The following is a 25,400-nucleotide window of genomic DNA, read 5'->3' on the forward strand; positions in this document are numbered from 1 at the left end:
TTGTTGATGTCGAGGGTGAACCACTCAAAAGGTATAAATAATATGAATACTATCTTAGAAAGAATGGCTGAATTTGGTGATAAATGCTTTATCGTTCATCGTGGTGAACGCTATAGCTATCAACAAGCTCATCATGACGTTTCCAAGTGGCTTAAAAAATTACCCGAGCTTGGTATCAAATCTGGGGATGTTGTCTCGGTGATTGGACAGTTCTCACTGGATGTTACGGCATTACTCCTCGCTTTATTAGAAAACAAAAATATTATTGTCCCTATTGATGATGAGCTTCAGGAAGATATCGAGAAGCGTCATCAAGTTGCAGGTGTCCAATTTGCTTTTCGTTCGGGTATTCACAGTGGTGTTGAATATTCCGAAACCGGTTTCTACAGTGATCATGATTATTTACAGTCGCTACGTAAGGAACAAAAGGCAGGATTAATTTTATTTACTTCTGGAAGTACCGGAAATAGTAAAGCTGCAGTTCATCAATTTGACAAATTAATTGGTCGATACTTCAAATCTGATAAGCGTAAACCAATTAATGCGATGGTTTTTCTTAAATTCGATCACATTGGCGGTGTCTCGACCATGTTGTCAATTCTGATGAATGGCGGTTGCATGTTTTCAGTTGAAGACCGTTCTCCTGAATCGATTTGTCGACTAATTGAACGTGAGAAAATTCAAGTTTTACCAACCACACCTTCGTTTCTAAATATGTTGATTATGTCTCGTGCGTGGGAAAAATATGACCTCTCCAGTATTCGAGTGATTACCTATGGAACAGAACCCATGCCTGAGTCAACACTCAACTCGATGTCTAAATTCTTTCCCGATGTAATGTTGAAACAAACTTACGGGTTAACGGAATTAGGTATTTTTCCAACGCGTTCAAAGTCAAATACATCGACCTTTATGTCAATCAAAGAAGGCGATATTCAGATCAAAATTAAAGATGATATTTTATATGTCAAGTCTGATATGGCAATGCTTGGTTATTTAAATGCACCTTCACCATTTGATGAAGATGGTTGGTATAACACTGGTGATAAAGTAATTGTTGAGGATGGTTATACAAAAATATTGGGACGAGACAGTGAGATCATCAATGTTGGTGGCGAAAAAGTCTATCCATCTGAGGTTGAGAGTGTCTTGTTGGATATGCGCGGGGTAAAAAATGTTGTTGTTCAAGGTAAGAAAAACCCAATTACTGGACAAATAGTCAGCGCGGTATTTGAGCTAGAAGACGACGAGCTGATTTCAGATTTGGCAAGACGAGTTAGAGAGCACTGTCAGAATAAACTGGACGCATTCAAAATACCTCGAGAGGTTGCTATTGCTGACGGTGAGTTGGTTTCTGGTCGTTTCAAAAAGATTAGAAAGAATATTAAACAAAAAGAAACAGATAAAAGTGCTTAATGCTTAATAGCAAGTAAACAGAATTTTCGAATTAAGAGTGAACAAATAATGAGTAAACAGACTGTTATTATCAGTGGTGGAAGTTCGGGTCTTGGCTTGAGAATGAGCCAGCAATTATTAGCTGCGGGCTACTGTGTAAGAACTTTCAGCCGTAAAGCCAGTGCTCAAACTGAAAAGTTGCAGGCTGAGTATGGTGCTGATGGTCAGTATTCCTGGCGGGCGCTCGATACAACTGATCATCAAGGTGTAAAGCAGTTTGTTGATGCCATAGGAAAGCAAGATGAAAAAGTTGTCGGTTTGATTAACAACGCTGGCATTAATCTGGATCGACTATTAGCGACAACATCCGATGATGAAATGCATAAAGTTATTTCAGTAAATCTTGAATCATTAATGATATTAACACGAGCGGTCACTCGATTGATGCTGCAAACCGGTAATGCCTCCATTATTAATATGAGCAGTGTCATTGGTCATCGTGGCATCAAGGGGACTTCTGTTTATAGCGCTACCAAAGCAGGTGTTGTTGGGTTTACTAAAAGTCTAGCCCGTGAATTAGGTGCGCGCAATATTCGAGTTAATGCATTGCTACCTGGTTATATTGAAACCGATATGACAGTAAATATGGCCGAATCTAAAAAACAACAAATTATTCGTCGTACTCCGCTAGCTCGTTTCGGAGTTGCTGATGATATTGCAAATGTGGCTGAGTTTTTAATTTCTGAAAAATCTTCGTTTGTTACCGGACAAGTCATTGTGGTTGATGGTGGTTTAACATGCTAGCGACTTCGAATAGCCAAGATGTAATTAAAGATTCAATTAAACAGGTTTTTGGGCATTGTATGAATTTGTCTACGGAAACTATTACCGACGATGAATCATTTTTTTCATTAGGTTTAACTTCGTTGATTCATGCTGAGTTTCATAAACAGTTATGCCAATTATATGGCGATTTGTCTTCAACTGTTTTGTTTGAATATCCAAACTTCGAATTATTGGCAGAGCATATTTTTAATCGGATAAAAGATACAAAGGCGAATCAACCGGCTGCTTCGGCCAGTTAATCTAAAGCGAAAATGGTATAACGCATGAATTCGAATAGTCAAAATGATATTGCTGTTATTGGTATCGGGTGTCGATTCCCAGATGCTGATCGAGGTGATATTTTTTACCATAATCTCATTGAACAACGTGACTCGGTTACAGAAATTCCCAAAGAGCGCTGGGATGTACAAAGCTGGTATAGCAAAAATAAAGCAGATAATCGAATTGCCTCTATGTGGGGGGGCTTTATCAATGGTGTTGATCAATTTGATGCGCGATTCTTTAAAATTATTCCTAGTGAAGCAGAACAACTGGATCCCCAGCAGAAGTTATTTTTAACCTGTAGTTGGGAAGCCTTGGAAGATGCCGGATATGTCAGTAAAGCCAGTCATAAAAATTTGCAAGTTGGCGTTTATGCCGGTGTAACCTGGAATGAATTCTCACTGCTGGCAAACGAATATGGTTATTTAAATGATACCTATCGAGGCGCTGGATCGCTCTATTGGGGAATTCCCAATCGCGTATCCTACTTTTTTGACTTTAAAGGCCCAAGTATTTCTGTTGATACCGCATGTTCTTCCTCGCTTGTCGCAATTGATATTGCCATTCAGGGATTGCTGAATAATGATACCGATATGGCATTGGCTGGTGCGGTCAATCTTAATTTGCATCCGGCGAAGTATTTGTTTTTATCTAGCGCTAACTTCCTTTCTAGCGAAGGTAAGTGTCGCGGCTTTGGTGAAGGCGGTGATGGTTATGTTCCCAGTGAGGGAGTTGCCGTTATTGTTTTAAAACGGTTGCAGGATGCTGTCGCAAGTGGTGATCGGATTTATGGGGTGATTAAAGGCATAGCTACCAATCATGGTGGTAAGGCTACTGGTTATACTGTTCCCAATCCAATGGCTCATAAAGCGGTAATTGAAGCGGCATTAAATAAAGCCAAGGTAAAGGCTGACGAAATCAGCTATGTTGAGTGCCATGGTACCGGTACAGACTTAGGTGACCCGATAGAAATTGCCGGATTAAAACTGGCTTATCAACAATCAACGGACAAAAAACAGTTTTGCGCAATTGGCACCGTAAAATCGAATATTGGTCACTGTGAAGCAACTGCAGGTGTTGCCGGTTTAGTTAAGATTTTATATAGCATGCAGCACAAAATGCTACCTGCGACCTTACATGCTCAACAGCCGAATAAAAAAATTGACTTCGCCAATTCGCCATTTTACTTAGTTACTGAAAATCAAACCTGGCAAAATGAAGCGGGTGAGCTCATCGCAGGTTTAAGTTCATTTGGCGCTGGTGGAACTAACAGCCATTGCATTATTGCCTCTTATACAGCACCACAAGCTCATCAAATTCTACCAGCAGAGTTGATTGCTGAAATTATGCCGTTGGTTGTTCCTGTCTCTGCAACCAATGAAGAACGTGCAAAGGCTTACTGTCAGGAGTTACTGACGTTTTTAACTAACAGAAAAGTTAACCTCATTAACTTAAGTTATACCTTAACACGCCGCGAAAGCTTCGAGTACCGAGTAGCTTTTATTGTAAACACTCAGCAAGAGTTGCAAGCTCAGCTTCAAGCATTTCTGCAAAGTACCGGTTCGCAGCAAAAAGTTTTTTCCGAAAATTTACAAGAGCCAGTTCCGACACCTGTACAAAACTGGTTAGATAATTCAATAAGTGTGGCTGCATTACAACCGCAAAACTGCCCAGCTACTTTAATTGATTTGCCCAAGTATTGTTTTGAACCTAGACGTTCATGGTTGCATGAATATAGCGGGTTATATGAAAAAACACATAATGAGTCTGCGCATCAAATTATTTCGCGCATTCATCCATTGATTGATAGTAACTGCTCAAATGTGAATAAAGGTATTTTTAAAAAACGCCTGAGTCGAACGGAATATTATGTGGATGAACATTGGATTCAGGAGAATCCTGTATTACCTGGCGTCTGTCTCGTTGAAATGTCAATGTCTGCTGCGCGAATTTATCTAAATAATGAACAAGTCCAGGCGCATGATGTATGGTTTTTGGAGCCGGTTAACTTAAGAGAAAATGCCTTTATTGATTTACAAATTGAAGTGAGTCTGCAAGGTACAGATTATCGGTTTGAAGTTTTCTCACAAGCTGGTGAAGTAAAGCATGTTACTGGAAAAATTAAAACACCCAACCCAGCTATAGATAGTTCTGATGCTTTAGCAAAGACGGTTGAACCTAGTGAGCTAGCTACGTTAAAAGCTGCTTGCTCAAATCAGCTGACCGAAGAACAGATATACCAAAACTTTGGCATAACTCGCATTGTTCAGCTTGCTCGTTTTAAAGTTGTTAAAGATTATGTGTATAACGAAACCTTAGCGGTTGCTCGATTAAAACTGGATGACTGGTTTGTCGACAGTGATACTGATGGCTTTAATAATAGTTATGGGTTGAATCCTACTTTGCTTGATGGTGCGGTTCAAACCGCCATGAGTCATTTATTTATCCGTCAGGGTAAGCAGGGAACCGTATTACCATTTCAGATGGGCGCTTGTATTCGTTTTGCGCGTCTTCAACCTTTTGTTAACGTGATTGCACAACTTAAAAATGCTGAATCTAAAAAATATGACATCCAGATTATTGATGATAATGGCATTTGTTTGGCGAGAATTAACGATTTTGTTTTAAGGGTCTATCAAGATAAGTCGTTAGATAACAATGTACTTTTATTCAATCAGCAGCCGGTAGCGGTTGAAAAAATCAAGCAGAAAGATGCTAACAATGCCGCACCTGGACGACCAGTTTGCACCTTACTCACCAAAAGTGGGGAGTTCACTGATTTAAATACCCCCCAATACTGGCGAAAAATTATATGGGATGCTTCTCTCGATGAGAATTTAGAGAGTACATCGCGAGAGCTTATACAATGGCTTGAAAGCGCGGTTCATGCAACGCCACGTATTTTACTGACGATTGATGATTTGGCAACGCATCAAGTTGAAGCACTTGGTGACTTAAATTCAGCTTATCAAACAGTTATTGAATATCACGCTCAGCGTTTGTTTAATTTAGCCAAGTTATTGGCTGGCACAAATATTAACTGCGAAGTTATTGTGGTTGTTGCTGCGGGAACACCAGTTGCCAACCTGATTAGTCATGCTGTTAAAGCATTACTCATGACGCTGAATCAAGAAATGAATCGTGTACGTTATCGAATGCTTGATATCGAAACTGCGCAACTTGAAGAACCAATAGAGTCGATTTTACGTCAGGAATGTGAACAGCTGGCCAATCAGTTATATATTCGTTATGCCCGAGCGCAACGTTTTTATCTCGAGAACTCACCGGTAACAATTGAGTCGGCTAATCAGACTGACGTCAAACACTGGATTGTTACCGGAGCCGGAGGCGCATTGGGACAGTTAACCACTGAAATGCTTTTAAACAAGGGATATTCAGTGATTATGCTGGGACGTTCACCACAAAGTTCTGCGCATCAACAACGTTTTTCCGCCTATACCAAAAATGATGCAGCAGCGAGAGAGTGTTCAGCGGTTTATGTACAGTGTGATTTAACTCGAGAATCAAATCCACCTGAGGCACTGCAAAGTATACTTTCGAGTGATTCATGGCAACAGGCAAATATTGGTATCGTGCACTGTGCGGGTATCGTTGCTGACGCTACGATAATGAATAAAAACTGGCAAGGCTTTGCGAGTGTAATGCAAGCGAAGGTGAAGACCCTGTTTAATTTGTTCACCATGTTGGATTCAAACTTAATCAAGCAGTTAGTTTTATTTTCTTCGATTACTTCATTGATGGGAAATCGGGGACAGTCTGATTATGCTTTTGCCAACGGTTTACTCGATGGAATGCAACAACTTGTCGCGCAGTTTCATGCTCAACGCTCGATACAAAAAACTACGCAGGCATCGAATAGTTCCACCTTAAATGTTGCATGCTTGTGTTGGCCTTATTGGCAAGATGGCGGAATGAAAATTAGCGAAGAGCACTTGCCGGGTTATATTAATCACTTTTTAACGCATCCATTACCCAATGAAAATGGTATTGCATTACTTGAGCAGGCCATTACCGCCAAATCATTTCATGCGGGCGTTTTATACAGCAATACCAGTATTGATGTGTTGAATGGACGTATGGCACTTAAGCCTATGCCTGCTAGTGTAGAAGCCAAAACCTCGCGAGCTCAATCAGATTTGGAGCGAACAACGAATAATTCTGGGGCAGATGTCAGTTATGCAGAACAAGCTGAAAATGCTCAGGTTGCTAGCTTTGATGAAATTAAAAATTATCTATTCTGGTTGTTTGCCAGCAATTTAAAACTCGATTTGAATGATGATGATTTGGAATTGGAACTGTCTGATTTAGGACTCGACTCAATTGCTCAAATGGATTTGATTACTCAGATAGAAAAAGAAAATCGTTTTGGCAGTATTTCACAAACGCTGTTATTAGATTATCCAACATTAGCTAATCTGATCGAGTTTTTCCAACAAAACTATCCTTCAGCCAATTATGCTTTGGAGACTGCTGATGTTTGATGCAAATTGTGAAGTTGTAATTAGTGGTCTTGGTGTAAATGCCAGTATAGGTAACAACATTAATGAATTTTGGCAAAACTTGCTGGCCGGCGAGACGGGCTTAAAACATCAGGCAATGCTTGAAGAAAAGCAAACGCCATTTAAATTTGGTGGCTATATGGGAACTTTGTCCCCTGCCAGTGAATTAATGAGAGAAATTTTCTCGCAGCAAGACCGCGCTGTACAGTTAGCGCTTAATGCTGCAGCACAAGCAGTTGAAGATTCTTGCTTAGCTGACATTGATCCAGCCAAGCATACGGTCGCTGTTGTTATGGGAACAACCTGCGGTACGAATGATTCAATTGAACAAAATGCCTTCGATGAAGACTGGTTTAATTGCGATGACTTTGACGTACACAAAATGCAATTACATCAAAACGCATTCGCTCAATATGGACATGAAAAAATAGCCCATAGTATTTCTCAGGCTTTTAATTTTAATGGTCCATCGTATGTGGTTGGGACTGCTTGTGCGTCGGGCAATCATGCAATAGGTGAAGCCGTCAATCTCATTCGTTCAGGACAAGCCGATATTGTTTTATGTGGTGGTGCCGATGCATTCACTTTATTACCGACTTTTGGATTTTATGCCATGAAGTCTTTGGCAAGCGAAAAGTGTACGCCATTTCAGAAAGATCGGGAAGGTATGTTGCTGGGTGAGGGGGCTGGAATACTGGTACTTGAATCAAGACAAAGTGCGATTGCCAGAGGTTTAAAGCCTGAAGTTGGAGTGACGGCCTGGGCATTGAATTGTGATGCCAAAAATTTCGCGGCACCAATTGCTAGTGGTGAGCGCTGTGAAGAATTAATTAACCTGTGTCTCAATGAGGCATCACTTTCTCCTGCTGAAGTTGATTATATTAATGTTCATGGTACGGGAACAGAGCTAAACGACTTGATGGAAGCTCGTGGTATACATGGCGCTTTTGGTAATGAAGTGGCACGAATTAAAGTTAGCTCAATCAAAGGCGCAACTGGCCATACGCTGGGGGCGGCTGGCGCGCTCGATGGTGTCGCTTCGGTGTTATCTATTAGAAATAATTGTGTGCCACCCAACGCGCCAATTACCACAACAGATGAAAATATCGGCCTGGATATTCCTTGTGAGCCATTGCATATACCGGTTAATCGAGCCTTATCGATTTCGTTTGCTTTTGGTGGTTGTAATGTTGCTACATTATTTTCGCGTCTAGAAAACTAGGAAAATATTCGAAATGTCGACTAATAATCAATCTATACAAAACTCATTAGAAGCGATGAATGATCAAATTAGTATTGCCGGCATCGGCATTATTACACCGCATGGTGAAAATGTTACAGCAAATCACTCAGTGGTTAATGCCGGCAACGATGTTCCGCTGAAAGACACTATCGAAAACTTTAAACCGGCTGATTACTTCAAGCGACGTTATTTGCGTCCGTTAGATGATGTAACAATTCGTTCTATCGCAATGGTCACTGCCGCGATGAGGGATGCTGGTATTGCGCTAGAAGACTTACCAGCCGATCGCGTTGGACTGGTTTTGGGAAGTGTGTTTGCAGGAATTGGTTGCATTTTTGATTTTAAACAGACCTGCTTTGAAGGACGAGAAAATGACTACCTAGGTCTAAGCCCTTTATATTTTCCGGGTATTGTTTTCAATTCCATTTCTGGACAGCCAGCCATTGAATATGGTTTTACCGGTCCTAACGCAGTCATTAATGGTGGCTTCTCATCGGGCTTGCTCGCTGTAATTAAAGGGGCTGAGTATTTGTTGTCAGGTAAAGCCGATGTGGTTTTTGCCGGAGGTTCAGAAATGAATCATCCCTTTATTCAGAAAAAGCTGTTAGCCGATAAAGATCAGGATTATGTCAGGTTACAAGGTAAAAATTTCCACACAAGTGAAGCAACCTGTCTTTATTTATTACATCGAAAAGGTGATGAACGTTTTGCGGGACTTAAGCATTATGCTGATATTAGTGGCTGGCAGTATGGGTTTTGTCCAAATGGACTAAATGCTCAAGCTGTTTCTGGTGCGCTAAGTAAAGTGTTAAAACGCAGTGGTGCAGAAAAAATTGAAGCGGTTGTTTGTGATGCTGATGCCGACACGCCACTTGGTGCCATTGAGCAAGCGGGATTGGCACAAGCTTTCGAAACCACCCAACTGAACAATGACACTATAAAAAGTGACACTATAAAAAGTGACACTATGTTGTTGAATAATAAATCGGTATTCGGACACTCACTTGGTGCCAGCGGCAGTCTTAATTTGTATCAAGGACTAATGCATATCAATGATTTATCAAAAACTGAAAGAAATAACGCCGTGTTAATCAATTCGATTGATGCTGCTGGTAGTTATGCCTTTATGACATTACAAACGGGACAATAATCATGAGTGAAGAAAATCAATCAGCTTCAATTGCTTTTGTAAGCGGCGGCTCTCGCGGTATTGGTAGAGCTGTTGCCATTCAGTTAGCTAAAGACGGGTTTGATATTGCTTTTTGCTATCACAGTAATGTTGATGCAGCGAATGAAGTTAAACAACAAATTGAATCGCTGGGTAAAAAAGCTTATGTCGTTGCATGTGATGTGAGTGATTATGCCGCAGTGAAAAAAATGTTTGAAGAAATTGAAGAAAATTTTGGTGAAGTATCTGTGGTTGTAAATAATGCAGGCATTAATGCTGACTCACCTTTACCACTGATGGATCCTGAGAATTGGAATAAGGTGATTAATACTAATTTAAATAGCGTATTTAACGTTTGTCGATCTGCCGCCTTGTCTTTTATCCGACAAGCAAAAGGTTCTATCGTTAATTTGTCATCGGTATCTGGTGTTTATGGTAATCCAAGTCAAACCAATTATTCAGCGGCAAAGGCCGGAATTATCGGATTTTCAAAAGCTTTAGCGAAAGAAATGGGACGATATAACGTCAGGGTTAATGTTGTTGCACCTGGCTTAATTGAAACGGATATGACTAGTGGGATGACAGATAAAGCCAAAAAGCTGTTGGAGAAAAAAATATTGCTTAAACGAATTGGTAATGTTGAAGATATTGCTCATGCGGTTTCATTTTTATGTTCGGAAAAATCAAGTTATATGACCGGACAAATATTGCAAATTGATGGTGGAATTACCGTATAACTTGCTGGTAAAGATTTATTTAAATTTAAACGTAACTGGAGAATAAAATAATGGTCGCTATCAACGAAAAACACATTGAAGAGCTAAAAGAGCTGTTAACGGATGTTTTAGATTTGGAAGAAGAGTTTTCTAACACAGATCATTTTATGGAAGATTTGGGTTTGAGTTCGTTAATGGGTCTTGAAGTTATGGTTGCAATGGAAAAGGAATACGGCGTCAAGTTTAAGGAAGAAGATATCAAAAATTTAACAACGGTTGAAAATGTTTATAAAGCGCTGGTAGAGAAGAATGCAAACTTCGAATAATAGCCAGGTTAAAAGACCTTTTCCGGTTAACTTCGATTTTCAAATCGGTGAGTTCGATATTGCTGACTCAGCAATATCGGCGGAGCGGATGTTTGCTGATGATGTGTTGGTTTTTGAAGGACATTTTCCGCAAAATAAAATTTTGCCTGGTGTAATGATGATTGAGTATGTTTTGTTTTTGGGTGAAACCTATTTACGCGAAAAACAAATGAAGAATATATTGACGGAAATTCTAAGCGCTCGATTTTTATCACCAGTAACACCCGGTATGAAAGTCAACTGTCACTGTGAATTTGCCGAGAAAAAAGGTCAATTGTTGATGAAGGCAACCTTGTCATATGCGGAAACCATTTTTGCTCGAATAAAAGTCAGTTATGGGAGTGCTGTATGAATGCTTTTGATATAAGAAAAGCACTGCCTCATCGATATCCTTTTTTAATGGTTGATGCGGTGACGCTGTTAGAAGAAAACGTCAAGTGTATTGGTATTAAAAATATTACATTAAATGAACCTTGCTATCGACAGGTGACAGATGAAGCGAGTCAAGCTGACTTGCGCTATCCCATGTCATTGATTATTGAATCTTTTGCGCAAGTTGGTGCGTTACTTTGTATGCGTAGTCGAGAGTCAATCGATGTTGATGTCGATAATGTTATGTTAGCTGGTTCAGTATTGGGCGTGGCGGTAACCGAAAATGCTTATCCCGGCGATGTGCTGGAGCATCATGTTGAGATTGTCAAAGAATTACCTGATACCGTTGTTATTGGCGGCGCCGTAAAAGCAAGACGTCCAGGGCGAGATGAATTAGTGTCTATTGCAACAGTCGAGAGCGTTGTTATTGCGATTAGACCTAGCAAAGAGTTATTTGGTTAATAAGGTTGGATGTGTGATGAAAAAAGTCTTTATAACCGGTCTGGGAGTAATTTTTCCTGGCGGGGAAAATGTAGAACAACTTTGGCAGAAACTGCTCGGAGAACCCTATGACCCAGTCAAAGGCTTTGCGGAATTTTCTGATCGAATTAACAACCGTTATATTTTTAGCTGTAGCGATACTTTGCCTGAATTTGCTCAACCACAGACTACATCAGATAGCTTGAATCAAAAAGCGGTGGGGCGCTCTCATCAGTTAGCATTGGGTGCTGTTTATCAGGCAATTAAAGATGCGGCTTTGCAACCAACTGATTTAAGACTGGCTGGATTATCTGTTGGTACAACTATGGGTGATGAGTCTGCTTTAGAAGATTCACGAGAGACGCAAGCGGCCGCACAGCAAAAAATTGATACATCTGAAATGGATCACACAGAGGCTAATGCTTTATTACAATTTCCTTTTGAATTATCTGCAATGATTGCTGAGCAATTCAAATTATTCGGTCCTAACTTAACAATTAGTAATGCTTGTACTTCTGGCTTGTATGGTATTGATTTGGCGGCTGAGAAAATTCGAACGGGCGAAGCCGATATTATGTTGGCCGGTGGTGTTGAATCTTCATCACGAATTGTTTTGTCTTGTTTTAATCGTTTAGGTGCATTAGATGAAGGACAGTGTCGGCCATTTGATGAAGCGCGCAATGGTACTGTATTAGGTGAGGGCGCCGCTTTTGTTGTGCTTGAGTCAGCAGAAAGTGTTGAACGAAGACAAGCTACAACTTATGGCGAATATAAGGCATCAGGTTGGAGCTGTGATGCACATCAGCCAACTGCCCCAGAACCCAGTGGCGTACAAATAGAGCGCGCACTACTACAAGCATTAAACGATAGCGGCTTAAGGGCTGATGATATTGATTGCATATTACCTCATGGGACCGGCACGCCGCTAAATGATGCGCTTGAAGCACAGGTTTTGAATAAGATATTTGCATCGAATGAGAATAAGCCAGCAGTCACTGCCATTAAGTCTAGATTGGGTCATAGTGGTGGTGCGTCAGGGGCTTTTTCAGTATTAGTCGCTTGCTTGATGTTAAAGCATCAGTTGGTACCAACTACGGCACATTTGAAAAATCTCACTGATGGTTTTGCCCTGCCTATTCCAACCCAGCAGCCATTGCAACGTGATATCAATCAAGTTTTAGTTAATGCCTATGCATTTGGTGGAAATAATATTTCGGTAGTGGTAGGTCGATAATGAATATTTATATTGCAGGCGTTGCGCCAATGGTACCTGGTGTTAAATCAGTGGAAGATCTGGTTTTATATGAGCATCATCAAGTTGCAAATTTATCAAGAGAAAACTGGTTTGAGCCAAAGCTCGATTTAGGTGGGCGAGGCTATAAATATTTCTCTCTGGCAACTCAATATATGTTAGCCGCGATCAAAAAACTACCTGCTAATCGAGGTGAGTTTACTGATTCAATTGATGAGGTGAGTAAGGGAATTATTATAGGTAGTAACAGCTGTACTCGCCAAACACTTGATCAAATGGACGAAGCGATTTTAACCAGCGGTGCCGATGGAATTAACCCCATGTTGGCCCCAAACTTCTGTGCCAATGTTGGCACTGGTGCATTATCTATTAAAAATCGAGCAAAAGCTTTTAATATTACTTTGATGAATCCCATAACTGCCGGACTCGAAGCGATTATTCAGGCTAAGACGGCAATCATGACGGGACGAGCTACTTATGCGATTACTGGTAGTTGTGAAGAGGACAGTGAATTTTATTTGGCTAACCGTATTCCAGTAAGAACGACTGGCGGCGCTTGTGCTGTCGCTTTATCGGCATCAAAGGATGAAAATACGATTGCGCAAATCGGTAAAACCATAAGTCTGTTTTTACCACCAACTACCAGTAACCGAGATGATTTTCGTCAAATATTGCACGATGCATTGTCGCCAGTTTTAATGGGTAAAAATAAAATTAATATTGCTTTGTCACGCATTAATGAGCCTCACAGTAATGCGGTTAGTGAAATTTTATTGGATATATTTGCTGAGCTGGGAAATCCATTAACACGTGGATTAATTGATTCTCCGGAAATGAAGCTAGGCAGCCTTGATGCCGTTTTAAAACTGGCTCGTCGTTGCCATGACGAAGAAGATGGGTTGATTGTTGCAATTAGTCCTGCCGGTCAATTATCGATGATAGAAATTATCAAAAATGTTGGAGAAAAGAATGACGACTAAAAACAAGTGGTGTCTTATTTTAGGTGTATCAAGTGGAATCGGACAAGCTTGTGCCCGCTCATTAAGTGAAGCCGGATGGAATATTTTAGGCGTACACTTTGATATAGCTGAGCGAGAGCAGGAAATTAATGAACTCAAAAGTGCACTGGAAAAAAATAGTGAACGTGTTGTATTTTTTAATCGAAATGCAGATAGTAAAAAAGAGCGCTTGGCAATTGTTGAGGAAATAGCTGAAATTACCGGCGAGCAAGGTGTTGAGCTGATGTTGCACTCATTAGCATTTGGCACGCTGCTCCCTTTTATCAAAACGGAAAATGTCGAAGTGGTAATGCAGAAAAATCAGATGGACATGACGTTGTCGGTAATGGCGCACAGCCTGGTTTATTGGACACAGGATTTATGGGAGAAAAAATTATTGCCAAGAGGCGGAAAGATATTTGCCATGACCAGTGGCGGTAGTGTGATGTATTCACAAAATTATGGGGCAGTGTCGGCAGCAAAATGTGCGCTTGAGTCACACTGTAAACAGTTAGCAACCGAATTGGCTCCATTTGGCATTATGGTTAATGCGATTCGCGCAGGTGTGACTGATACCCCTTCACTGAAGAAAATACCCGAATTTAAAGCACTGATTCATCGTGCTGAGAGTTTTAATCCTCATGGGCGTTTGTCGACCCCTGAAGATATTGGTATTGCATTGCGCGACCTGAGCGAAATGCAGCATTCCTGGATGACCGGGAATGTCATAAATATTGATGGCGGTGAAATTCTTACCATCTAATCGATTCTCTTTAACTGAAAATAAAAATTTTCAAATTTTAACTTAACTAAAACTCAATAAGGAGGCAGTCATGTCTATTGAAGAAAGAAATGAAGAAATAAAAGAAATGGTTTGCGATATTTTAGAAATTGAAGAAGATGAAATAACAGAAACCAGTTTGTTCAAAGAAGATCACGATGCTGATTCATTACGTGCTATTGAAATTCTTGCTAGCTTGGAAAGAAATTTCAAAGCCAAGATTCCACAAGATGAATTGGTTCGTATGGTTAACTTAAAAGGAATTTATGAAGTTGTCGATCAATACGTCGAAGCTTAATAAATTCTTATAGTGATTGGTAAATTTCTTAGTAGATAAATTGATATGAAAACATCAGATAAACATCGAGTTGTAATTAGTGGGCTTGGCGTCGTGTCAAGTATCGGGATCGGTATAGAGGCTTATTTAAGTGCACTAAAAAATGGCTGCAATGGGGCATCTGTAGTTGAGTCGTTTGATACTGAGAAATTTCCCAGTCATATTGGTTGTGAAGTGAGCGGTTTTGATGCTAACCAGTATGAGATATCACTTGCCGAACAACCGGTTAATTTTGACGCCTTGGGGCGCAGCAGTCAAATGGCTGTGGTAGCGACACAGCAGGCGTTGTTGGATAGTGGTATTGATAAATCACTATTGTCAGAAAAAAATATAGACGTTGTGATTGGTACAACCGATGGCGAGTCGGCTGTATTTGATGAATATACGTTGGCTTATATTGAAAACAGTAATAAGAAAAATACGAACCTATTCCCTCGATTGCTTACCGCTGAAGCGATTCCAGATTCGATTGTCGATGTGTTCAATTTGAAAGGGGATTCGATGGTAATTGCGACCGCATGTTCTGCTGGCAATTACTCAATTGGTTATGCTTTTGACAAAATACAAAGTGGTGAAGCTGATTTTGTTATTTGTGGTGGGAGTGATGCACAGTGTCTCAAGAATTTTGGCGGTTTTTATCGCATTGGTGCTTTAGCGCCAGAGAGCTGTATGCCTTTTGATCTTAATCGCAAAGGTATTTTACCCGGTGAAGGTGCTGGTATTCTAATACTTGAATCTTTAGCAAGCGCCAAACAGCGTGGCGCAAAAATATACGCTGAAATTTTAGGTTATGGCGCCAGTTGTGATGGCCACCATGTTATGCAGCCAAATGAAGAAGGCATTGTTCAATGCAATCGAGATGCCTTAAGCCGTTGCAATATATCACCAGCGGAAATTGATTATATTTGCGCACATGGTACGGCAACTGCCATTAATGATGTGGTGGAAACTTCGGCAATGAAACAGATTTTTAATCATGATATGCCCCCAATGAGTTCTATAAAATCTATGCTTGGGCATACGATGGGAGCTGCCAGTGCTTTGTCGGCAATTGCTTGTACACTGGCGTTAAAAAATGAATTTATGCCACCGACAATACATTTTTCTGAGGCAGATCCTGAGTGTGCGATTGATTGCGTTGCTAATCAGTCTCGCGATGTAACGTTGAATGTTGTACAAAACAATGCCTTTGCTTTTGGCGGAAATAACGCAATTGTCCTGTTTAAACGCTTCGCCGAATCTATGGGAGATAACTAAAATGTCGATGTATATTTATGATTGGTCGGTGGTTTCTCCGTTGGCGGTCGGCAAAGAAAAGTTTATAGAAAAAATTAATCAACTATTTGTGCATAATGATTTGCAATTTGACGAAGCATTTAGGTTTGAGGCTTTTAATCGCAAAGATTACCTGGGTAAAAAAGGTGTGCGTAATATGGACGAGCTTGGTGCTTACGCGACTACTGCATCAAAGCTAATTGTTGATTCTCACTTACAAGCATTTGCTAATAAAAATGAAGTTGGTGTTATTTTAGGAACTGCTACAGGCAGCATTAAAAGTCAGGTAGATTTTATTCGTGATATTCACGAACAGGAAATGATTGAATGGATTAATCCTATTCAGTTTCCACAAACGGTAATGAATTGTGCTGCAGGGCAAGTTAGTATCTGGCATCAGTTTACTGGTGTTAATACAACAATTTCTGGTGGCTATCAATCTACCGTGTCGGCTTTTGAATATGCCGCTAATTGTTTTAAGAATACACGGGTTAAGCAACTTCTGGTGGGTGGTGTCGAAGAATATTCTGACTATTCGCAAGCTCTCTTACCCAAAGAAATTGCACACCAACAGGTTCTGGGTGAAGGGTGTGCACTGTTTTGGGTCGGTAACCAATCACAGTCTGCGACTGATACTCAATTATTGCTTAGCAAACGTTATGCATATTTTAATCGATTAGAGTCGAACGAGATAGTTGACAAGTTGGCTAAAGAAATTCATCGCATTCTTGATAATCATCGAATTGAGAGTCAATTGATTTCTCATATTTGTTTTAATCAATTTACTACACGAGAAAGTCAAATCGTTACACAGTTAAATCAAGCGTTAACAAATGGTAATGCAAAACAGGTTTGTTCGAATGATTATCTGGCTGATTGTTTATCAGCAACAAGTGGTCTGCAGTTAGCACTTTTACTTGCAGATAATAGTTACACCAAACAAGAAAACTCAATCGCGATATCGGTAACATTTGATCCGCGCGGAAGAGTCGGCTTGATTATTTTAAAAACTGGAGAACAACAATGAGTATTGGTATTACCGGCCTGGCGGTAAAGTGCTGTATTGGTAGCAATGCAGATGAATTTTATGATGCCCTTTGTCAGCATAAAGATGGCAATGCACCATTGAAATCATTTGATGCAAACAAATTCAACTCACAACATGCTTATGAAATTGATGATCGTGTTGATGGTGAAGATAGACCTTATCGTGCCAGTGAATGGTTGCAACAAGCAATTGAAGCGGCAATTGAGCAGTCTAATATTGATTTGTCCGGTAAACGCTGTGCAATTTTTGTTGGTACGGGACTTAGAGAGTTACGTTCTGTTGAACTATGGCATAACAAAAAGGTTCCGGTTACGCTTGACCGATTACATTTTGCTAAAGCAGTAACTGAAAATTTGCCTAAAGATATTCCAGTTTATACTTTCTGCAATGCCTGTTCTGCATCGAATTTTGCACTCGGTATGGCGAAGGACATGATTGAATCTGGCGAATTGGATTGCGCCATTGCCGCGGGTACTGATTCAATTACCGAAAGTATGTTTGGTTTACTGGATCGAGTTAATCCAATGAACCCACAAGTATTACGTAGTTTTAATCAGGATCGCCGTGGCGTGATAATGGGGGAAGGTGCTGCGGCAGTTGTTCTGGAAAAAGACCCAACCAGCAAACCTCAAGCCTGGTTAAAAGGAGTTGGCTTTTCTTGTGATGCTTATCAAGATACCGCACCAGAAGAAAATGGTCTGGTACGAGCGATGAATGATGCCAGCAAATGTTCAGGTGTTTCTGCCAATGAAATTGATGCTTTATTTGTTCACGGTACCGGCACTATTTTAAATGACGAAGTTGAGTTGGCAGCGACAGGTCAATACTTTGCTGATAGAACTCGTGATCTTTATGTGACTGGTGTTAAGCCAAACATCGGACACACATCAGGTGCATCGGGATTAATTAGTGTTATTACTGCAATTAAAAGTATGCAAAACAATCAAGTGCCACCTATTTTTGGGCTTTCTGATCCGATTGAAGGTGCACCACAAATTAAATTGCTGGCTGAAAACCTACCTGCTGAGTCGGTTAACAATGTACAAGTTAACGCATTTGGTTTTGGTGGCGTTAATGCTGTTGCTGTTGTTTCCAGGAGTTAATCATGTCACATAATCAATTAATTGGAATTACTGCGGTTGGTTGGGAAATTCCCGGCTGGAACAATCAAAATATTTTAGACGCATTAGATAGCAAAATTGCTTATGGCGAATTGGATCCTGCAGCCACTTTAGGTAAAAAGGGATTGCGTTATAAAGATGAAGCAACAAAGTTGGCACTTTGCGCCGTTAACAAAGCGCTCGAATCTTGTGGGTTATTAGAACTAGAAAAAGAACAGCGGGCAAATATTGGTATTATCGTTAGTTCTAATCTGGGCAACATGGATACGGTTTGTCAAGAGTCAGGCATTATTCATGACCAGCATGTTGATAGTACTAGTCCAATGAATTTACCGGTTGCATCAAGTAACGTAATTCCTTCAAGTATAGCTATTCGCTACGGTTTTAAAGGTGTTAATTTGATGCTGTGTAATGGCTCAACCTCTGGTGTTGATGCGATTAATATTGCCAGACAAATGCTAAAAGCTGGACGCGCCGAAAAAATGGTTGTTGTTGGTGTTGAGCCTGATAATGCAATTACTCGCCAATTGTTAAGTGAGTGTGATGCCGATAATGTCACAGGAAAATCAATTGAAACGGGGCTTTTGGCCGCCTGTTTGATTTTAGAGCCAGTTAATGCTGATGATGATAATGTTTTAGGTTTGGTTGGTGATTACCAATTTGCTCCATCTACAGAAAAACTGGCACAAACTTTCAGTAAACCTGATGTGTGGTTTACACCTTCACAATCTTCTTCTCGCAGTGAAAAAGCCGTTGCACAATTAAAGGCTGATGCGTTTGCTGATATCGAGTGTATTGATGTGTCAGCTAACTCGGGAGAGTTATATGGTGCGTTGGGTGTTTATCAAGCTTTGGTCGCTCTGACTTATTTAAGACAAAATGATCAACAACAAGCATTAATCAGTAACGGCCTGACATTTGGTGATGGTGTATCTTCGTTACAGCTAAGTTTAAATGGTTAGGCTTAAACCGCTCAGATTGAGCATGATGAAGCGGAGATAAGTCGGTTAGCTGATTTGTCTAAGTGTTAAGAATTTTTGGGACAATTTAGTCGATAAATTTAATTGTTAAATTAAGGTAAATAAAATGAATAAATTATTAGAGGCAGAAGTGATTGACAGCAAAGTATTTGAAACTTTACTGTCAAGAGACAATGTTAAAACTTTCCAAATGTATCCACGTTTTGAAGGCTGTAACATTAATACTTACATTGGTTTTAAGCATGTAATGTACTTATCTGAAGAAGCGGTTATTCAATATTATCGTGAGCATGGCGTTATTCCGCGTCGTTTATATGAAGATCATGGTATTTGTTTTGATCTGGTTGATCATAATATTCGCATTTTACACGGTTTGAAATTAGATGATTTAGTGGATATTGAAGTTCAACCTAAGAAAACTGAAAATAAAGAAATGGTTTTTGCTTTCAGAATGTTTGTTGATCGTGATGGTAAAAAAATTAAAGCGGCAACAGGTACTATTGCGGTGATGTTTAAACAGCATGATGGGGTTACTGATTTTGAACAAGCTCCCGATTTTGTTCAACCTTTCATCGTTTCTAAACTGGATCGTACTGGACGTTTTCAAGCGCCTCGTGAGCCATTATTTGATCCTTCTGCGGGACGAGGTGAAGTTAATCCTGATGACTCATTGATTTCTCAAGTTTACAAGCCAGAAGATAATGTTTTTGTTTGGAAATGGCACATTCCATACATTTATTGTCACTACACCAAGTTCATGCAAATGTCTGGTTATGTGAGAATTATGGAAGAAGTGGCTGACTTGTTCTGGGCTGATCGTGGTATTTCTATTTATACCTATTTAGATACTCGTCAATGGATTCCTGTTGTTCCTTCTGCCAAAATCACAATGCTTCAAGATGCGATTATGGAGGAGACTATTTATACTGTTTTCCGTATGGATTATATTTTCCGTGAATCAACTTACACCCATATTATGGATTGCTATGTTGAGCGTGATGGTAACTTGGTACATGTTGCCACTGGTGAAATCAGTCATGGTTATGCAAAAAATGTTAGCCGTAAAGAGTGGAAACTGGTGACATTTGATGATGTAACGATGGATGCATTAAACAACGTCAATAAAAAATAAAATCATTGAAATGAAAAAAAAGTGTCGATTTTATTTTCACTTTCGCAGCCCCTACTCATGGGTGGGGGCCTGTTGGCTTGAAAAAGTGAAACCGCTAGAGATTGAGTATATTCCCTTTTGGGAATTAGACGATGATTCACGCAGTTTGTTATCTGACGAGGGGGGCGAACATTACTATACCCCGATGTCAAAAGCCAAGCATCTATATATTCTGCAGGATATTAAGCGTATCACCGGTAAGTTGGAACTCGATCTTAAATGGCCCCCATCACCTGATAATCAACATTGGGAAATACCCCATTTGGCATATATTTATGCGCGGCGTGAAGGTAAGGCAAAATTATTTTTTGATAAAATTCATCAAACTCGCTGGAATCAAGGAAAGGATATTTGTGATGTGACTGTTATTGCAGAAGTTGCCAAGGCATGTGGACTAGATCCTATTGCGACACAAAATGCCTACTTAGATGAATCTATTCGAGAGGAATCGGTTGGTGAAATGATGAAAGCTTATGAAGATGGCGTCTTTGGCATTCCATTTTTTGTTCACGGATTTAATAAGTTTTGGGGAATTGATCGTTTTGAACTGTTTATTCGTTCACTACAAGGTAAACTACCCGAAGTCACCAATGATTCGGCGTCATTTTTGCCATATTATGAAACGGATCACCCTGGAGGCTGTGGCTAAAAAGTTATAATTGCTTTTTATTAAATCTATGCTTACTGATTTTGTCATTGAAGGTCATTGATAAGAGGGGGACAAATTAATGGTTTGGTTAATACTAGGGATTTTGGTATTGCCCTGGATTTCGTGTATTTTGTTTGGTTTCTTTTTGGCTTATAAGCTTTATCATCCTTATACTAAGCCTCGCGGTAAAAAGTATAAAAAAGTACATGATATTCAAAAATTTCGTATCCCCTCAAAGTCCAATGTTGAATTGGATAGTTTGTATCTTGAAGCTGAAGGTGCCGAGCATCTGGTTTTAATTACTCATGAAATAGGCTCATTTAAAGAAAGCAAATTAAAGATTGCACAGCGCTTGGTGAGTGAAGGCTTTAGTGTTTTATTGTTTGATTTGCGTAATCACGGTGGTAGTAGTAAAGATCGCGCTTGGTGGCCAATGAGTGAACGATTTACCGATGATATTGAGTCCGCACTTAACTTTGCACGTGGAAAGTTTCCGCAAATTAATACTTTAAGTTTATACAGTTTTTCTTTTTCGACTTTTCCGACCTTATACATTATTAACCGTGACTTAAAGCAACCCTGTAATATTATTCTTGATAGTGGGCCAAGTCATCAGGTTGAAGGTTTGTACGGAAAGTTTTTGGATGCCTTAGGGCGTGATTTAGGTATGGTGCCAGGTATTTTTCGGTTTAAGTTGTTTTATCCATTGGTTAAATGGAGTTTTCAATATTTCGGTTTAAAAATGCTGGCAACTACCTGGCCACCGGATTTTTCTAAAATTCAAAGTAAAGTTTTGTTTATTACTAATGACAGCGACCCTATTTTTCCGGAAGGTGACATCTTAAAAGTGGCTGAAAATATCCAAGACAAGCAAGTGGTGTTGTATCAAAACTCAACACACTTACAAGCTTATCGGCTTGAGCCAGAGCACTATGAAAATAAGTTGGTTAAATTTTTAACACAAACAGAATGATAAACTGAATCTCGAGTTAATGTATTATGAAGTTATTAGTCGACGGTGGTGAACTGTATTACGAAGTCTATGGTGAAGGCGAAACAATTGTATTTTTAAATGGTTTTGCTTCGGGTATTAGTAATTGGTATCCGGTCATCAAGGATTTAAAACAAAGCTATCGATGTGTGTTATTTGATTATTTAGGAACTGGCGATAGTCAGTGTCATACCGACTATCAGTTTAGTCTGGATGCTTACGCTAACGATATTAACCAGTTAATAGAATCCTTAGATGCAGAAAAAGTTCATTTAGTTGGTTATTCAATGGGAGGCTGGTTAGCCCAATATTATTCACGTCAATTTTCTGAAAAAGTGGTTAGCTTGAGTTTGATCAATTCTAGTTCTCGAATATTTGCCCGTCAAAACTGGATTATTTCGCACTTTATTGATGTACTGCGAGATTCTGACATTGAGGTTTTTGGAAAGTTGATGTTTGTCAGTTATTATTCACCTGAATTTTTTGAGAAAAATGAAGCGCATTTGGATCGATTGAAAAAACTGGCTGTTTTGACTTTTGAAAAACAATCACGTAAGAATTGGGAAAGTGTCTTACATAGTTGTTTGCCGTTTAATGGTGAATCTCACTTATCAACACTTGATATTCCGGTATTATGCATTTCTGGCGAAACGGATGTGTTGTGTCCCAAGCATACTGCAGAACGTTTTAAACAGCTGGTTAAAAATATAACGGCAATTGAATTTCCTTCTGTTGGTCATGCCATTCCGATGGAACAATTTAAGTTATTAAAAATAGAGCTAGAACGATTTATCACCAACTTGAATTAATTATACAAATTTATTTTATATTTTTGAGATATTTTTAAAAGAGCTTCAGCTCTTTTTTTATTGATTGTAGTTTTTGAGAATCAGTGCGCTTTTTCTTTTAAGTAGATACACCTCAATGTCACTAAACTGGCACATAGTAGATGAAGAAAATTTGCTATCTTCGTTTATTCATCTAATCACCAAAAATTTAATAATAACTGACAGCTTGTGATTGTTAATTGAGCTATTTTCTCGGTAAATAAAATAGTATAGCGATTTTGATTATCCAGCTGAAAACTGATTCGAAAGGAAGACTAATGAGCGCACAGCGTAGTTTATCAGATAAATTATTCAATAGTGTTTTATTAAAAACTATTATTGTTTTTACGATTTCATCCTTACCAATATGGGCCGATGCCGCTTCACCTGCGCAGTCGGAATTGTATTCCAAGCACATAGCAACACCGGCAAAGGCGATGCAAGCACAACGCCTGAGCCCTCCCTCAGAGTTGGGTATTTTTAGTCACTCGAGTGTTATTCCTGTATACGAAAATGATATTCAATCTGTTGAAAATGGGTTAACAAGTCAACAGGGGGTAATCGAAAAACAGATTTTTGTCGATAATGCAAAAACAGCTTCGATTGTATTTTTATCTCCTCAGGTTAAAGCATGGGATTTCACGCTTCAGTCTCCTGATAATCGTGTCATTAACAGTGAGTCTCATCCTTCACTAGTGAGGTTTTCTGAGAATATTCAGGTGGGACAGCAAGCGTTTCCCGGTGTTGAGTTACAGTTAGATAATCCCGCAGTGGGTCAGTGGAATGTTCGATTTACGGCAAAAGCTTCAACTAAAGCTAATCAAGCTGGCGCACTTATCGGTTATTTAATGGTAAAAGGGGATTCTGGTTATCAACTTTATTCTTATGTCGATCAACAGGTGTTGGTTAAGCAGGCGCAAGCTAATCTGGTTGCTTATACGGTTAAAACCTCTTCAGCAAATGTAACGGTAGAAAATTTTAGAGCTGAAAAGCTGCAAGCGCCGGTGCTTAAACAATCGGTACAACATGTTACTGCAACCATTACCAGTCCAACAAAGAAGGTTTACCAATTAAGCTTGAATGACAAGGGTGTTAATGGCGATAAGGTTGCGGGTGATGGCCAATATTCGGTAGAGCTGCCGACCGATGAGGCAGGCGTTTATACCAGTCAAGTTCAATTAACGGGAGTGAGAGACGATGGCTTATCTTTTTCTCGAACTACAACCGATTTATATGTGGTAGAGAAAAACACGATTGAATTATCGAATGCAGCAGCACAGTTATTGTTTCTGTCAGAAGAGCGTGGACAGATTCGCCTAACCACTGAGCTGAAAGAGGCAGTTGACAATGTGTTCTTAGGGGCTGAAATTTGGGTAGCAACGGAGGGCGGCGAGCAAAAGCCCGTTACTTGGATTGGTGGCAATGTCGCGGTACAACAGGATGAACAAGGTAGTTTTGTGCAGTTGTCTTTTGATTGGCGTTGGTTACAACGAGATTACTTTAAGACAAATACAACACAAATCTGGCTGAAAAACGTTCGCTTGCAGTCAATTGACTCTTATGTACCGCTTTCTGTTGTTGAGCAAATCCCACTGTTAATGCCTGCCTCACTCGCCAAACAACTGGCCAGCCAGACTAATATTCGTCTAGCGGGGGGCACCGCACAAGAGGTGACTCAGGCAATGTTAATGGGCAGCATGCCAACCAAATTACAAGTGAGCAATGCCGCGGTTTCAAAGTTGGTATTGGTGCATGGCTATTGTTCAGGACAGGTATGGAATGCAGGTCAATTTACTAATGCGGTTGAGTTTAAAGACTATAAACAAAATCGTAGTCACAGCCAGTTTGCTCAAAAGTTAAAAGACTTTACCCAAGGCTATGATACCTTTGGCGTGATAGCCCATAGTCAGGGTGGGGCAGCAGCGCTAGAGCTCTATGCAAAATATTGGACTGGTCTTGACAAATCAACGAATGGACGTCGTATTCAGTCTGTTGGCACGCCTTATCAGGGAACTGCGCTGGCAGGTATGGCCGCTGTGCTTGGTGAGTTGTTCGGGGTAGGGTGTGGAACCAATGATAACCTGACGTATAACGGTGCATCAAACTGGTTATCGACCATTCCTAATTGGGCCAGAGCTGATGTTGATTATTATACCACTTCTTTTAATACTCGCTGGTGGGCATACGATTATTGTCATCTGGCAACAGATTTATTATTAGATGATCCAGAAGACGGTACCACTGAAAAATGGGCTGGCCAGCTTTCGGGTGCGGTTAACAAAGGCCACAAAAAAGGGTGGTGTCATACAACGGGTATGCGAGATACCGCACAGTATAAAGATAGTAGTCGTAACAGTAGTATGAATTCTCGCGCTGCACGATAGGTTTATTAACGGTTTTATCACTTTTTTTGACTTTTTATTGACCAAAATATGAGGCGTACCTGTTTGATTTGACTGGTACGCTCGATTTTTAGTCAAAAAATTGTAGCTAAATAGAAAAAAGTTATTCTAAATCGCAATGTTCGGGTTGAAATATCATTAAATTTATGAAATTGGTACTTTTCACATTTCCCTATTGTGTTTTATTTATTGTATGATGGAG

Annotated in this window: 23 protein-coding genes; all 23 read left to right on the plus strand. The window is 39.8% G+C overall.

The annotated features are described in order from the left end of the window. The first annotated feature begins 42 nt into the window (after window positions 1-42). The 23 genes from ABVT42_RS11850 to ABVT42_RS11960 all read left to right on the plus strand — a co-directional run bounded on the left by ABVT42_RS11850 (window position 43) and on the right by ABVT42_RS11960 (window position 25,180). Window positions 43-1,416, plus strand: coding sequence for a long-chain fatty acid--CoA ligase (locus ABVT42_RS11850; protein ID WP_353895983.1), 1,374 nt, complete (start codon window positions 43-45; stop codon window positions 1,414-1,416). Window positions 1,417-1,464: 48 nt separating this feature from the next. Next, complete coding sequence (locus ABVT42_RS11855) at window positions 1,465-2,199, plus strand: SDR family NAD(P)-dependent oxidoreductase (RefSeq protein WP_353895982.1); 735 nt, start codon at window positions 1,465-1,467, stop codon at window positions 2,197-2,199. Next, window positions 2,193-2,480 carry an acyl carrier protein gene (locus tag ABVT42_RS11860; RefSeq protein WP_353895981.1) on the plus strand — a complete coding sequence of 96 codons (288 nt, stop codon included), beginning with the start codon at window positions 2,193-2,195 and terminating at the stop codon, window positions 2,478-2,480. The genes ABVT42_RS11855 and ABVT42_RS11860 overlap by 7 nt, the downstream gene beginning before the upstream one ends. A gap of 24 nt (window positions 2,481-2,504) precedes the next feature. After that, window positions 2,505-7,004 (plus strand): SDR family NAD(P)-dependent oxidoreductase, encoded by a 4,500-nt coding sequence (locus ABVT42_RS11865; RefSeq protein WP_353895980.1) that lies wholly within the window; start codon window positions 2,505-2,507, stop codon window positions 7,002-7,004. Further along, a complete protein-coding gene (locus ABVT42_RS11870; RefSeq protein ID WP_353895979.1) occupies window positions 6,997-8,244 on the plus strand; it encodes a beta-ketoacyl-[acyl-carrier-protein] synthase family protein in 1,248 nt (415 codons plus the stop codon). Before ABVT42_RS11865 ends, ABVT42_RS11870 begins: the two co-directional genes overlap by 8 nt. A gap of 13 nt (window positions 8,245-8,257) precedes the next feature. Then, window positions 8,258-9,415, plus strand: coding sequence for a beta-ketoacyl synthase N-terminal-like domain-containing protein (locus ABVT42_RS11875; RefSeq protein ID WP_353895978.1), 1,158 nt, complete (start codon window positions 8,258-8,260; stop codon window positions 9,413-9,415). A gap of 2 nt (window positions 9,416-9,417) precedes the next feature. Further along, window positions 9,418-10,170, plus strand: a complete 753-nt coding sequence (fabG, locus tag ABVT42_RS11880; protein WP_353895977.1) for a 3-oxoacyl-[acyl-carrier-protein] reductase — start codon at window positions 9,418-9,420, stop codon at window positions 10,168-10,170. A 50-nt stretch (window positions 10,171-10,220) separates the two neighbouring features. Next, window positions 10,221-10,475 carry an acyl carrier protein gene (locus ABVT42_RS11885; protein WP_353895976.1) on the plus strand — a complete coding sequence of 85 codons (255 nt, stop codon included), beginning with the start codon at window positions 10,221-10,223 and terminating at the stop codon, window positions 10,473-10,475. Then, the gene (locus ABVT42_RS11890; RefSeq protein ID WP_353895975.1) at window positions 10,459-10,866 is read left to right on the plus strand and encodes an ApeI family dehydratase; all 408 of its coding nucleotides are present in this window, start codon (window positions 10,459-10,461) and stop codon (window positions 10,864-10,866) included. Before ABVT42_RS11885 ends, ABVT42_RS11890 begins: the two co-directional genes overlap by 17 nt. After that, window positions 10,863-11,348, plus strand: coding sequence for a hotdog family protein (locus ABVT42_RS11895; RefSeq protein WP_353895974.1), 486 nt, complete (start codon window positions 10,863-10,865; stop codon window positions 11,346-11,348). The genes ABVT42_RS11890 and ABVT42_RS11895 overlap by 4 nt, the downstream gene beginning before the upstream one ends. Window positions 11,349-11,364: 16 nt before the next feature. Further along, window positions 11,365-12,600, plus strand: coding sequence for a beta-ketoacyl-[acyl-carrier-protein] synthase family protein (locus ABVT42_RS11900; protein ID WP_353895973.1), 1,236 nt, complete (start codon window positions 11,365-11,367; stop codon window positions 12,598-12,600). Next, a complete protein-coding gene (locus ABVT42_RS11905) occupies window positions 12,600-13,598 on the plus strand; it encodes a hypothetical protein (protein WP_353895972.1) in 999 nt (332 codons plus the stop codon). Before ABVT42_RS11900 ends, ABVT42_RS11905 begins: the two co-directional genes overlap by 1 nt. Next, window positions 13,588-14,379, plus strand: a complete 792-nt coding sequence (locus tag ABVT42_RS11910; RefSeq protein ID WP_353895971.1) for an SDR family oxidoreductase — start codon at window positions 13,588-13,590, stop codon at window positions 14,377-14,379. Before ABVT42_RS11905 ends, ABVT42_RS11910 begins: the two co-directional genes overlap by 11 nt. Before the next feature lie 70 nt (window positions 14,380-14,449). Further along, a complete protein-coding gene (locus tag ABVT42_RS11915) occupies window positions 14,450-14,695 on the plus strand; it encodes an acyl carrier protein (protein ID WP_353895970.1) in 246 nt (81 codons plus the stop codon). A 45-nt stretch (window positions 14,696-14,740) separates the two neighbouring features. After that, on the plus strand, window positions 14,741-15,991 hold the full coding sequence (locus ABVT42_RS11920) for a beta-ketoacyl-[acyl-carrier-protein] synthase family protein (protein ID WP_353895969.1): 1,251 nt from the start codon (window positions 14,741-14,743) through the stop codon (window positions 15,989-15,991). 1 nt (window position 15,992) lies between these two features. Beyond that, window positions 15,993-17,036 carry a beta-ketoacyl synthase chain length factor gene (locus ABVT42_RS11925; RefSeq protein WP_353895968.1) on the plus strand — a complete coding sequence of 348 codons (1,044 nt, stop codon included), beginning with the start codon at window positions 15,993-15,995 and terminating at the stop codon, window positions 17,034-17,036. After that, complete coding sequence (locus tag ABVT42_RS11930; protein WP_353895967.1) at window positions 17,033-18,160, plus strand: beta-ketoacyl synthase N-terminal-like domain-containing protein; 1,128 nt, start codon at window positions 17,033-17,035, stop codon at window positions 18,158-18,160. Before ABVT42_RS11925 ends, ABVT42_RS11930 begins: the two co-directional genes overlap by 4 nt. Window positions 18,161-18,162: 2 nt before the next feature. Further along, window positions 18,163-19,140, plus strand: coding sequence for a beta-ketoacyl synthase N-terminal-like domain-containing protein (locus tag ABVT42_RS11935; RefSeq protein WP_353895966.1), 978 nt, complete (start codon window positions 18,163-18,165; stop codon window positions 19,138-19,140). Window positions 19,141-19,264: 124 nt separating this feature from the next. Then, complete coding sequence (locus tag ABVT42_RS11940) at window positions 19,265-20,290, plus strand: acyl-CoA thioesterase (RefSeq protein ID WP_353895965.1); 1,026 nt, start codon at window positions 19,265-19,267, stop codon at window positions 20,288-20,290. 10 nt (window positions 20,291-20,300) lie between these two features. Beyond that, complete coding sequence (locus tag ABVT42_RS11945; protein WP_353895964.1) at window positions 20,301-20,978, plus strand: 2-hydroxychromene-2-carboxylate isomerase; 678 nt, start codon at window positions 20,301-20,303, stop codon at window positions 20,976-20,978. A 79-nt stretch (window positions 20,979-21,057) separates the two neighbouring features. Then, window positions 21,058-21,951, plus strand: a complete 894-nt coding sequence (locus ABVT42_RS11950) for an alpha/beta hydrolase (protein ID WP_353895963.1) — start codon at window positions 21,058-21,060, stop codon at window positions 21,949-21,951. 26 nt (window positions 21,952-21,977) lie between these two features. Beyond that, entirely contained in the window at window positions 21,978-22,778 is an 801-nt protein-coding gene (locus ABVT42_RS11955; RefSeq protein WP_353895962.1) for an alpha/beta fold hydrolase, read from the plus strand. Window positions 22,779-23,074: 296 nt separating this feature from the next. Next, entirely contained in the window at window positions 23,075-25,180 is a 2,106-nt protein-coding gene (locus ABVT42_RS11960) for a choice-of-anchor X domain-containing protein (protein ID WP_353895961.1), read from the plus strand. Window positions 25,181-25,400 lie beyond the last annotated feature (220 nt).

It is taken from the genome of Aliikangiella maris (assembly GCF_040719265.1).
Lineage (GTDB): Bacteria > Pseudomonadota > Gammaproteobacteria > Enterobacterales > Kangiellaceae > Aliikangiella > Aliikangiella maris.